The following is a 13063-nucleotide window of genomic DNA, read 5'->3' on the forward strand; positions in this document are numbered from 1 at the left end:
AGGAATACTCGAACTTCAAATATTCATTCCTGTAACCATAGCCAGAAAATAAAAAGCTCAGCCTTCATTCTAAGACGGCACTTCTTGGTCTCCGCGTTGAAAAAACGAACAAATAATTTGCTACTCCCCAAGTAAAACATGACGTGATCCAGATTAGTCGCCAAAAAATGAAATAATGAGTGCGTTTCTTACTGAAAATTGATACTACAGGCACTCATAAGCAATTACGGCGTTCAGGTACTCAGTGTCATGCAGTATTCAAAATTTGGTGAAAAGTTTAATCGTTATTCCGGCATTAACCGTTTGATGGGTGATCTCAATGAGGGGCTACGCAAGCCGGGAGCGATTATGTTGGGCGGCGGCAATCCTGCAGCGATTCCGGAAATGCTCGATTACTTTCACCAAGCTACTGGTGAGATGCTAAATAATGGTGAGCTACTATCGGCATTAGGTAACTATGATGGTCCTCAGGGTAAAGATACCTTTCTCACTGCCTTATCTGGCTTGTTACGGGATACTTATGGCTGGGATATTAGCGAGAAAAATATCAGCCTGACGAATGGCAGCCAGAGTGCATTCTTTTATCTATTTAACCTGCTAGCGGGAAAGCAAGTTGATGGCAGACACAAAAAAATACTCTTACCTCTGGCACCTGAATATATAGGTTACAGTGATGCCGGACTGGATGATGATATTTTTGTCTCCTACCGACCTGATATCGAGTTGCTGGATAACCGTATGTTTAAATATCATGTGGATTTTGAGCAGCTGAAAGTCGATGATTCCGTAGCAGCGATATGTGTCTCAAGACCAACAAACCCCACTGGCAATGTACTCACTGATGACGAAGTCGCTAAGTTAGACGTTTTAGCACGTGATAAGGGTATTCCCCTCATCATAGATAATGCCTATGGCACCCCCTTTCCTAATATTATCTTCGAAGACGTCACGCCGTTTTGGAACAGCAACACCATTTTATGCATGAGTTTGTCAAAACTCGGACTTCCAGGCGTGCGTTGCGGCATAGTTATCGCCAATGAGGAGATAACTCAAGCGCTGACAAACCTTAATGGCATTATCAGCCTAGCCCCTGGTGGATTTGGCCCCGCGATTGCTGAGCATATGATCAAATCTGGTGATCTGCTGCGTTTAAGCGAAACGGTTATTAAGCCATTTTATCGGAACAAGTCTGAATTGGCGGTGTCCTTATTACAGCAATCTATTAGTGATACTAGATTCAAAATACACAAGCCTGAAGGAGCTATCTTCCTCTGGTTATGGTTCGATGAACTGCCAATCACCACTATGGAGCTTTATTCCAGATTGAAGGCTCGTGGAGTATTAATAGTACCGGGGGAATATTTCTTCTTTGGACAGGAAGAACAATCCCAGGAAAAGTGGCAGCATGCCCATCAATGCTTGCGAATGAACTATGTCCAAGATGAAGCTAAGATGCGTGATGGCATTGCAATCATAGCCGAAGAAGTGACCAAGGCCTATGCAAACGCTTAAACTAGTATGCCAATATTTGGACTGACTTGCTGAGACTTGAAACTTGAGACTTGAAACTTGAGACTTGAGACTAGAATAGAGAGCCGCGAGTAGTTTGGACCTCCATGGACGGAGTCAATGCCAAATATTGTCTGGAACATACATTGGCTCTGTAGGCTTTGGCATTTCCTATGACTTCCGGTAAAACTAGCTGTTCGATATCCCTCACTCGTATCCATAGCTTTGCCATATTCATTCAGGCTCTCGTTGCAGGTATCACTTCACGATACCTGCACCGGCGAAATACCTCTTCGATTGAGGTTTATTTACCGTTAAAAAACAGTCTTATTTATGACTTTACACTTTACACTTTAAACTGACTAACCAAATAATCCAGATTTTCACACTGATCAGATAAAACCACACAAGCCGTTTCAGAGCTACTCACTTGTTCCACTATCTGACTGCTATTATCTGCTATTTTTTGCACATTTAGGTTAACGTCTCCGCTAACTTGACTCTGCTGATTCGCTGCCGTTGCAATGTGAGTGTTCATATCATTAATAATGACAATCAAACGACTGATCTCTTCGATTGAAGTCGCTGCACTGCCCGCCGTTTCTATGGTCTTAACACCACTGTCTTTACTGGCTTCCATTGCCGTTACGGCTTTTTTAGCACCGGACTGCAAGCGCTCTATCATATTATGAATCTCACCAGTACTTTCTTGAGTCTTACTCGCTAATGCACGAACCTCATCGGCAACCACGGCAAAACCTCTTCCTTGCTCACCCGCCCTCGCGGCTTCAATCGCAGCATTAAGTGCCAATAGGTTGGTCTGATCTGCTATACCACGTATTACATCCAGAATAGAGGCTATATTACCCACATCAGAGTCTAAGGTATGAATGACCTCACTAGCAGATGTGATCTCATTGGCTAAGTTTTCAATGGAAGTAACCGTTTTTTCCAGAATGAGTTTTGTTTGATTAGATTCAATCGATGCATTTTGGGTGGCTATAGCGGCTTCATTAGCATTGTCACTAACAGTCTCACTGGTGACCCGCATTTCATGTACAGCGGCAGCAACCAATTCACTTTCTTGTTGTTGATTTGAAGCACTATCCAATGTTTGCTTCGTAATCTGCTTCATACTCTCCATTTCTGAACGAACCGCAGTAGAAGTCACAATTACCTCACTCACAGTTTGGTGAATTTTTGATACAAAACTATTGAATGCAGCCGCAAGAGAGCCCACTTCATCACCAGATTCCACCTGAATACGCTTAGATAAGTCACCTTCTCCAGATGCTATATCAAGCATAGCCAGCTCTAATCGTTTAATCGGGCTCACAATCCATAGCGAAAGTAACCAAGATAAAACTATCGCGACAAATATCGCTACCAGAGTACCGACTTTTAATACCATAGATCCTATATTGCCCTCCTCATCACGGAGCGCCACTAATTCTGCTTGTTTCGTCTCGATGACCCTGCGTATTTGTTTATATTCCGCACGGATCTGAATAAAATCTTGCTCAAGTTCAGCTTGATTTTTTGCATAATAAACGACCGCGCCGTCAGGCTTAGTGATCATGGGCTCATACAAGCGTATCCAAGCTTCAATATTCGATACCAGAAGCTTCATGTCGTACTGAGTTGTTGTGGGGATCACGTTGTCATCATATAAAATTTGAATTTTAGCCATTCTAGGCGCTGCTTTATAGGCGTTATCTTTAAATTCTTCAATATGATGCTCTATCTCAGCTTCACTGCCATTATTTTGCTTTAAAAGTACCAGCTTTTGTGCTGCTGATATAACTTGATAAAAGTCGCGATAACCGTCTTCCATACTATCTAGAACAGGCTGAACTACGACAGATAGCGTATAGCCAATTTTTGTCTGCTTCTCAAACACAGATATATTAAAAGCAGTTAAAGAGGAGAAAATAATAACAACTAAAAAGACGGGGATTGACATCTTAACTTTTAAAGATAAATTTCCTAATGACTTCATATAAAACACCACTCAAATTTAGACGATTAATAATGATTCAAGGCTCCTATCGGCACTGAAATAACATTCTTTAATCAAGTATTAACCTTTTAGCTACCCAAGCCCTCTAACTGTGACACCTGTCATATAAGTCAATTAACTGGGCATACACATACAGACTACAAATCAACTAATAAAGTATTTTGTAATATATAAAATAGCCAGTAGAAACCAGAATTTTAGACCATGGGCTAAATATTACTTATTATCGACCCTCTAGCTTCACTTGCGGATAGAAGCATGAGCGAATTAAATAGAATGAGTTAAATGAACAAAATAAATATAATTACTTATTGAGGAGTCTAATATAGTGGTACATCAATTAAGTCTATTCTTAACTGAACACCCGATTTAATTCAGATTTAAGGTTAGTTAAGTCTGAACGTGCCATATGAATATCTATTGCTTGCGACCAGAAAATTAGGATTCTATCCATAAATTGTCGGCAATGAACAAGCTCATGTATCTGCACTTTCGTGACACTTTGAAGAGGAAACTAAGATTCCTGGACTGATAAACTTGGGGAAATGATACTGAACTGGCTGTTAGATATAGGTATCCTTGCATCTATCGACCTGGCCAGACCTCCCAATAACAGGAGGTCACGGCGGCGTTTATATTTCAGTGTATATTTTCGATTTGAATTGTTTCACTGTTGAAGCAGTCTTGTTTATGACTTTACACTTTAAACTGACTAACTAAAGAATCCAGCTTTTCACATTGATCAGATAAAACCACACAAGCCGTCTCAGAGCTACTCACTTGTTCCACTATCTGACTGCTATTATCTGCTATTTTTTGCACATTCAGGTTAACGTCTCCACTGACTTGACTCTGCTGATTCGCTGCCGTTGCAATGTGGGTGTTCATATCATTAATAATGATAATCAAGCGACTGATCTCTTCGATTGAACTCGCTGCACTACCCGCGGTTTCTATAGTCTTAACACCACTGTCTTTACTGGCTTCCATTGCCGTTACGGCTTTTTTTGCACCGGACTGCAAGCGCTCAATCATATTTTGAATCTCACCGGTACTTTCTTGAGTCTTGCTCGCTAATGCACGAACTTCATCGGCAACCACGGCGAAGCCTCGTCCTTGCTCACCCGCCCTCGCGGCTTCAATGGCAGCGTTAAGTGCCAATAGGTTTGTTTGCTCTGCAATACCACGTATCACATCAAGAATAGAGGCTATATTACCCACATCTGAATCTAAGGTATGAATGACCTCACTAGCTGATGTGATCTCATTGGCTAAGTTTTCAATGGATGTAACCGTTTTCTCCAGAATATCTTTTGTTTGCTTAGATTCAATCGATGCATTTTGAGTAGCTATAGCCGCTTCATTGGCATTTTCACTGACTGTCTCACTGGTGACCCGCATTTCATGTACAGCGGCTGCAACCAATTCACTTTCTTGTTGTTGATTTGAAGCACTATCCAATGTTTGGGCAGTGATCTGCTTCATACTCTCCATTTCTGAGCGAACCGCAACCGAGGTCACTATTACCTCACTCACGGTTTGGTGAATTTTCGACACAAAACTATTGAATGCCGCGGCAAGGGAGCCCACTTCATCGAGATATTCCACTTTAATACGCTTAGATAAGTCACCATCACCGGAAGCTATGTCAAGCATAGCCAACTCTAATCGTTTAATTGGACTTACAATCCAGGACGACAGTATCCAAGATAAAACTACCGCGATAAGTATCACAATAAGTGTGCCCACTTTTAATACCATAGATCCTATATTGCCCTCCTCATCACGGAGCGCCATCAATTCAGCTTGTTTCGCCTCTATGATCACCCGTATCAGCTTGTATTCTGAACGAATCTGACTAAATTTATGATCAAGTTTTGATTGGTTTTTTTCATAATAATCGACCGCTATATCTGGGTTATCGATCATGGGCTCATACAAGCGCACCCAAGCTTCGATATACGATACAAGAAGGTTCATGTTGTGCTGGGTTGCTCTTGGGATCACATTGTTATCATATAAAATTTGAATTTTAGCCATTCTAGGGCCGGCTTTATATGCGTTGCTTTTAAACTCCCCAATATAAGTATCGATCTCAGTTTTATCAGCCTTTTCCCCCTTCTCCCCCTTTAAAAGCACCAGCCTTTGTGTTGCTGCTATGACTTGATATAAGTCCCGATAACCGTCTTCCATACTATCAATAACGGGCTGAACTGTGACTGATAGCGTATAGCCCACATTTGACTGCTTATCAAACATAAATATATTAAAAGCAGTTAAAGAAGAGAAAAGAATTACAACTAAAAAAACAGGAATTGACATCTTAATTTTTAAAGACAAATTTCCTAATAACTTCATATACAAGTTCACTCACATTTAGACAATTAATAATGACTCTGCGTTCATATCATCACGAAAACCACATTCTCAGGTAAACATTTAACCTTTTAAACACCTAAGATCAACACTTAATTACTTTTACACTTCTATAACAGTGAGTGCTGATGTAATAATTCGTGCCTGTGTCATATTCACACCAGAGTAATAGAGGAACCACAACAGACCTATAAAAACTAGATTTCAGTAGATTGCACCAATATAAGTGCCATTACTAATATAATATTTAGCACAGATAGCCTTATAACATTTGCTAGGACAGCTAGAATTTTAACCAGAAAATAAAATGAACTTAATAAACAGAATGAATTAAATGCGACTGATCAAATAGAACAAATTAAACAGAGTGAACTAAACAGAGTGAATTAAATAAAATGACTGACAGAGAAAATAACATACCGATATAAATCACTTAGTCAGCACTCAGATTATTCTAAGCTGATAAGCGATTAAATTCAGATTGAAGGCTAATGGAATATTGCAATATGAATATATTCATATTAGGGCAAGAAAACATTAGCAGCATGCCCATGTATGCTTGTGAATCAAGTATGTTCAGGATCAAGCCAAGATGGCTGATGGAATGACCATCACAGCAGAGTAAGACAAGCTAGCATGATAAACATAGGGGGAGACTTGGCGTTAGCTGTTGCACTAAGGCTAGGTTTCCCCTTAGTACAACTTATCTAGGTTGAAACTCAAGGTGTGCGACTTTTTAGCTGCTAGACGAGTCTTCCATAGCCTGTAATTTATCCCCTTCAACAAGATGAACATTTGTCGTGTAGTTGGCTGAGCTGTATTCTATGTTGAGTGAAAAATACAGGCTTTGTTTAAACAGTTTCTTGATTTCTTTAGCTATTTTTTCACTTAAGTCATTGGTGAATTCTTGATCACGATATGGCTTGGTTAATAGGGATACAACTATGAGTATATGGGGGTATTTGTACTGAGAGCATGGATAGGCTCTTGATTTACATACGCCAGCACTGGCATCTTGCTCATTGATGATCTGTTCAATAAGATCAAATGCTTGCTTGGTATCTATATCCAAATCATCAGAATATTTTATTTCTACATGGGGCATATTAGTTTATTCCTTTTGCGCATACATAATAGTGTATTACCAAGCCAGCTAACTTTCTCCTACTCAGTAATGAGATAGAAAGATACCCACCTTGATGTATTTAAAAATCATTAGTCACTTCAAATGAATCAATTGCCGATAAAAAAAGATCAGAGGCTTGGCCTCCCCAGCCATTAGCAAAATAACGAATCTTGCTACAGCTTATCTAAACCCAAGAAAACAGATCATATTGTGTCGACAATAGCTTCACACTCATGGCTATGGACATGGTCACGACCAAAGGCTTGATGATTTTGGTTCCTTTAGTCAGGACGAGTCTAGAGCCCAGAGTGGCGCCAATAGCCTGACCAAGGAGCATGATGCCGCCCAGCATCCAAAACACTTTCCCCCCTATGGCAAAGAAGATAAGAGAGGCGATATTAGTCGAGAAGTTAAGCACCTTGGCATGAGCAGTGGCCTTAGCCAGACCGAAACCGGCCAGAGACACGAAGGCTAATGCGAAGAAACTGCCAGTTCCTGGGCCAAAGAATCCATCATATAATCCCACGCCAAATGCTGCCGTAAACCCAAACATAACAGGGGTAAATACTTGATGCCTGTCTTCTTCACTGATCTTCTTTGAAAATAGAAAGTAGCCACCTATAGCGAGAATTAAGAATGGTAATAATGTCTCTAAGAAAGCCGTGTCTATCATCTGCACCGCTATGGTACCGAGCGCGGCACCAACGAAGGCGCAAGCTATGGCCAACTTCATCTCACCAAGTTTCACCATCCCCTTACGGACAAAATAGAGGCTGGCAAAGAAGCTGCCACCACAGGCTTGTAGTTTATTTGTCGCCAATGCCGCCGTTGGCGGAAGACCAACCCACATTAGTGCTGGAATAGTAATTAACCCACCTCCCCCCGCTATCGCGTCTATAAAGCCCGCGAGCATCGCCACTGCAAACATGAGTGCGATAAGTTCATAGGATAGTTCCAATGGCATAAACAAGTCTCAAAGGTTTTAATAAGGGCGTTATTAGACGATATTTGCACAAGATGCACAAAGGAGTTATCGTCCACTTAGGGTGAGATATTCTCACACAAACAGTCAACGGGGATATGATGCATTCACCTCTTCCACCACTCAATTCGCTACTGGCTTTTGAATCTGCGGCAAGACACTTAAGTTTTAGCAAAGCGGCCAACGAACTATTCGTGACTCATGGAGCTATCAGTAAACAGATCAAGGGATTGGAGTCATTTGTAGGCGTCCCCTTATTCATTCGCCAGCATAGAAAGTTATTACTCACAGATGATGCCCAACGTTACTTTATACAAGTGCAATCGGCGCTGCAGACAATTAATCATGCAACCGATGAGATAAAATCACAACAGATGCGAGCTCAAACACTCTCTATCAATGTTTTGCCTAGCCTAACCATTAATTGGCTTATCCCGCGAATGGAGGAATTCAAGCGACGTTACCCTCATCTGTATGTGGATCTTTCCATCGGAGATTTTGCGGTAGATTTTGATAACAGCCGTTGTGATATTGCCATCAGGAGTGCTAAGCATGAGCCTACAGATGCCAACTTTATCAAGCTGATGGATGAAGATCTCTGCTTGGTATGCTCTCCCTTACTAGCTGAACAGCTTAAAACGGTCGACGATATCAACAAGATGACCTTACTAAAACACACCACTAGGCCAGAACTCTGGCCTTATTGGTCACAGCAGGTTGGTCTAACCCTGACCACTGACAAGAAGTTTGGCATGGAACATTTCTATATGCTGAGTCAAGCGGCAGTAGGAGGAATGGGAGTGGCTCTGATCCCTAGATTTTTTATCGAAGATCAACTGGCTGATGCGAGCTTAGTGATCCCCTTCAATACCGGTTTCACCAGTCCTTACACTTACTATGTGCTTACCCCTAAGTCCAGCAACCTGCCACTGAAAGCCCAAGCCTTTATCGATTGGTTACTGGAGATATTTGCCCCATACCGTAACTAGCACCTCTCTAACCAGTAACTAGTTACCCCTAGGTCGAAACTTGCTTAGCCTTACTTAGATCCCTCCAGCTAAAAACTGGATTCCGGCCCTGTGATTTAGATTCGCTTTAGCCTTATAGCTTTCTCTGCTCTATCTTGAGACTGATAACTTTCTCAGCGCTGTCCCTAGCCCTAGCCCTAGCCCTAGCATATCAAGCATAAAAAAGAGAAGCCCAAACTGAGCTTCTCATTGGCGACCTTCTATGGCGCAAGTATAAGGCCTAGATTAAGCTGTCAGCCACATCGAAGGCTTGCAGATAATTCATCCCAGACGGGGCATCGAATTCAAAATTTAATACCTTCATGCAGGTATTAAACGTCTTCTCACCGAACCACTCCTTGTCGAAAGAATTAAGAGCCTGAATAATCCCCTCCTGACCGCCGTCTCCCTGTAACGACACGGGAGCCAATGTGGAGATGAAGCTGGCGACTAAACCATAAAGATCTCTCTCGGCATCCCCTTCGGCTGCCCAGAGTTGAGGGTCGGCATAGCGACTGGCGTAATGACTCGTCGCTATATCTAAGCCGATGCCAAAGTTGACTAAGATAGCTTTCTCTAGGTTACAGATGATATTTTTAGGGCATATTGCCCCATGATAGATATCCATCTGATGCATATATTGCAGGCCACTCAAAAGTTGAGTAAACCACATCACAGGCTGACCAAGCTGAATATCGGCTAGCTCATCTAAGGATACGCCGTACTCCCATCCCCGTGCGATAAATAAGTCTTCACTCTGGGCCAACTGGCCAAAACCCAGCACTTTTTCCACATGAGGATGGTGTAATTTAGACAGGCTACGGTATAAGCTACTCAAGGTAGGCCACTTAGCCTCTACCTTGGAATAAATTGATACACCACACTGATATTGCCCCTGAATATGAGTCGCGCGCCAAAACTGACTATCTTGGGTCGCTGCAATAAATTGTTCCAGCTTGTAATGGTGATCGATAATCGCCCCAGTGGCTATTTCGACTCGCTCTGGCAGGCTATCGCATACCCCATTATCTATGAGTGCCGACAGATCGCACCTAAGAGCATCGAGATCGACGCTGCCGCCTTTAGCCGCCAGACGATACCACTGATATACACGAGGTTGTTTAGTCTGCTCTGCTAGGGTCAGGAAACCCTCTGCATAGGCCTGAATATCTTCACTGATATTGAGGTTATCTTTGATATCGATAAATTCAACATCCCCCAAATCTGAGACAAAGACACAATTAGCAGCCCAGCCACCCACAGTAAAGCCACGGCGATGTACCTGCTGCAAACCCGAAACTGAGCGCCTCAATATCTCTAACAATTGATAGGTAGTGAGTTTTTCGAATTCCAGGATATTTAATGGCACACCACGGGGCATACGTATGGGGAGTACCAGTTGCTCCCCATCTTGGATCAGAGGGGCACAATATGGCACACCACTACAACCCGTTAGGGCTTGTAGGCGCTTAAATTCGGCCCTTAGCTGATTCTCATGACTTTCTGATTGTGCTTGATCGGTAAACTGAGTCGCAATAAGAATTTTAAGTAACCAGGGGGCCGTCCATCCCCCAGGATTGTATTCCGCCTGCCAGACCTCCAAGCCGCTTTGAATGAACAGACACTTGAGCTTGGTGAAATCCTGGATCTTGTTATTACGTTGCTCCACAAGCGCTACCTGGCCTATGGTTTTAAGCACCATCTCTTTCTGCTCGTCGGTCACCTGGTGGCTGTGTGGTGCAGTTAAGCCCCATTCCTTAGTCAAGGCGGCAACTATTTGTTGCGGTGTGTAGATACTGAGAGAACCTTCTTGTTTCTCCAATTCTATCTCTTCCCCCTTGCGGCCAGTAATAAACACCATCCCCTGGCACCAAGGAGCATAAACTCCCACTGGGATCTTATGCTTGACGTTACCGGCCAGAACCCGGGCAACATAGTTGGCTTTGGCCAAACTGTTATCCACCTGCCTGCCATCTAAAGACCAGGCATGAAGCCCCGCATCTAAGCGTCCTATATAACCTTTAACATCGACAACATAAACGCCCCACTCACCGATAACCAGCGCATCAACTTCCATGGCTTGCCCCGATTTAGTCGGGATCTCCACATTAGTGAGTAAAATATAGTTATCGGGTAACTCCTCCGCCAGCAAGGAGAATGCCCAACGTTCGGCATCGTTGACCGGAGTTCCAAAACTTATCTGCTTTGCCATTCAATGTGACCCTTAATGTGCAATCCACTCAACTTGTTAAGCTTAGGTGTGAGTATGGTGAACCATTTGGTGTACATCATGAATTAGAGGCATAAAAAAAGCCACTCAAATGGTGGCTTAATACTAAATATCTGTCATCTTATGGCTTAACTATCTGGCTCGATGAAAAGACCACAAGCTGGCATCAATCGGCATGTTAAGCAGATCGCTTAGTGCTTACATTCGTTGCTGCATTCGTGCTCGTCATCGGCAAATTCATCATCACCATCTTGGTGTTGCATCACGCCCCAACCATCGGTCACGCCGCCGAACTCTTTGGCAAATGTATTCAGCTGAACTTCTTGATCCACTACAGCCTGATACTCAGGAACCATAGGGATACACACAATTAATTCCCACTGGCCAAGATCGTCATTGAGATGAAGTTCCATCTCACCTTCAATCTCAGACTTTGCCAGCTCTTCAGCAGCATACTCGGCATCTCTTTGGTCATCGAAAACTAGGAAGAAGTCGACATCGAGTTGCTTAGTTAGATCGATACCTGCATCGGCCATAGCCGCGAGCATCTTGCCATTGTCATCATCTGGAAACTGCATTTCTTACTCCACTTAACTACTTCAATCACCTATTAAGCAGAGGTGACTATCTGTACAGACTCGCCATTGAAACAAACCACTTCACCAGCTCTGACTTTTTTGCGTTTACGGGTCTCAACTTCACCGTCAACGGTTACCTTGCCTTCACTGATGACGAATTTGGCTTCACCGCCCCCACTACTCATGGACTGGACTTTCAAAATCTTATATAACTCTATGTATTCTTCACCTGGCAATAGGGCCAAGGTTTCAATTTGTGCTGTCACACGTTTTACCTTTAATCAAAATTATTATGTGATTATAGCACCGAGCTTAGACAAGGATAATACCAATTAGCCTCTTTCATGGCTCAGTAAGCCATAAGCGCAATCATCAAGCCAATTATCATCGAGTTTACACTCGTCTCTGATTACAGCTTCGAGTTGAAAGCCATTTTTTACTAACACTTTTGTCGATGCAATATTTTGTTTTGCACACAGGCCGATAAACTTGTGCACCTGAAAGCTTAAGCAAGCCCAGTCAACGCCTTGAGGCTCTCGGTTGCATAACCCTTACCTTGGCCTTCGGTGGCTAACATATAGCCCGCTGCGGCTTGACCATATTCTTGGTCAACACAATACAATACAATACAATCCGGTAACGCCGAAAAAATTTATCGGTTGCTAGCTCCTCGATAACCAGAGTCAAGCAATCACCGGATTCATACCGCCAAGGCGTTAGCCTTTGCTCGAACTTTTTCGAATTACAGACTCCTCGTCGAGGAGTCTGACAAAATGATTGATGATAGGATCTTGATGAAGCATCAAGAAATTGTTCCAATCAGCGGCTTGTAGACTGTGAAGCCTTAGCCTATCGGTATAAAGTTCGAGCATAGAGCATGACCTTTGGCTAATTATCCGCGGCTTGTCACTTCAAGCAGGTGATAACCAAATTGCGTCTTAACTGGACCTTGAACTTCATTCAGAGGCGCATTGAAAACGACTTCATCGAACTCTTTAACCATCATGCCTGGACCGAAAGATCCTAGATCACCACCTTGAGCGCTAGATGGACAAGATGAGTTAGCCTTCGCAACATCACCAAAATCTGCGCCGCCTAAGATTTCCTGCTTAAGGGCTTCACATTTCTCTTCGCTGCTAACTAATAGATGTCTTGCTGTGGCTTGTACCATGGTGTAACTCCTAACGTTGTGATTAATTTGCCAGCCAATAATTGAACACCTTAGGCATGACAAA

Annotated in this window: 10 protein-coding genes and 1 pseudogene; 2 read left to right on the forward strand and 9 right to left on the reverse strand. The window is 42.8% G+C overall.

The window, feature by feature from the left end:
* The first annotated feature begins 249 nt into the window (after positions 1–249).
* A complete protein-coding gene (locus SVI_RS13880) occupies positions 250–1512 on the forward strand; it encodes a valine--pyruvate transaminase (RefSeq protein ID WP_013052216.1) in 1263 nt (420 codons plus the stop codon).
* Between the two features lie 343 nt (positions 1513–1855).
* Here the strand turns inward: SVI_RS13880 and SVI_RS13885 are convergent, their stop codons facing one another.
* From SVI_RS13885 to SVI_RS13900, 4 genes are all read right to left on the reverse strand, one after another.
* Complete coding sequence (locus SVI_RS13885) at positions 1856–3508, reverse strand: methyl-accepting chemotaxis protein (protein WP_041420377.1); 1653 nt, start codon at positions 3506–3508, stop codon at positions 1856–1858.
* Between the two features lie 717 nt (positions 3509–4225).
* Positions 4226–5767, reverse strand: a complete 1542-nt coding sequence (locus tag SVI_RS13890) for a methyl-accepting chemotaxis protein (protein ID WP_231847728.1) — start codon at positions 5765–5767, stop codon at positions 4226–4228.
* A gap of 874 nt (positions 5768–6641) precedes the next feature.
* Entirely contained in the window at positions 6642–7010 is a 369-nt protein-coding gene (locus SVI_RS13895; protein WP_013052219.1) for a tautomerase family protein, read from the reverse strand.
* Positions 7011–7215: 205 nt separating this feature from the next.
* The gene (locus tag SVI_RS13900; RefSeq protein ID WP_013052220.1) at positions 7216–7995 is read right to left on the reverse strand and encodes a TSUP family transporter; all 780 of its coding nucleotides are present in this window, start codon (positions 7993–7995) and stop codon (positions 7216–7218) included.
* 119 nt (positions 7996–8114) lie between these two features.
* Here SVI_RS13900 and gcvA point away from each other — a divergent pair, with 119 nt between their 5' ends.
* Positions 8115–9002, forward strand: coding sequence for a transcriptional regulator GcvA (gene gcvA / locus SVI_RS13905; protein WP_013052221.1), 888 nt, complete (start codon positions 8115–8117; stop codon positions 9000–9002).
* A gap of 259 nt (positions 9003–9261) precedes the next feature.
* Here gcvA and SVI_RS13910 read toward each other — a convergent pair whose 3' ends face one another.
* From SVI_RS13910 to SVI_RS13930, 5 genes and pseudogenes are all read right to left on the reverse strand, one after another.
* Positions 9262–11232 (reverse strand): NERD domain-containing protein kinase family protein, encoded by a 1971-nt coding sequence (locus tag SVI_RS13910; RefSeq protein ID WP_013052222.1) that lies wholly within the window; start codon positions 11230–11232, stop codon positions 9262–9264.
* Positions 11233–11441: 209 nt separating this feature from the next.
* A complete protein-coding gene (locus tag SVI_RS13915; RefSeq protein ID WP_013052223.1) occupies positions 11442–11828 on the reverse strand; it encodes a ribonuclease E inhibitor RraB in 387 nt (128 codons plus the stop codon).
* A 32-nt stretch (positions 11829–11860) separates the two neighbouring features.
* On the reverse strand, positions 11861–12094 hold the full coding sequence (locus SVI_RS13920; protein WP_013052224.1) for an RNA-binding S4 domain-containing protein: 234 nt from the start codon (positions 12092–12094) through the stop codon (positions 11861–11863).
* 66 nt (positions 12095–12160) lie between these two features.
* Positions 12161–12700: pseudogene (locus tag SVI_RS13925) on the reverse strand (GNAT family N-acetyltransferase).
* Positions 12701–12720: 20 nt separating this feature from the next.
* Positions 12721–12999: a peptidylprolyl isomerase gene (locus SVI_RS13930; RefSeq protein ID WP_013052228.1), complete on the reverse strand. Its 279-nt coding sequence runs from the start codon at positions 12997–12999 to the stop codon at positions 12721–12723.
* Between the last annotated feature and the right edge of the window lie 64 nt (positions 13000–13063).

The organism is Shewanella violacea DSS12, assembly GCF_000091325.1.
GTDB lineage: Bacteria > Pseudomonadota > Gammaproteobacteria > Enterobacterales > Shewanellaceae > Shewanella > Shewanella violacea.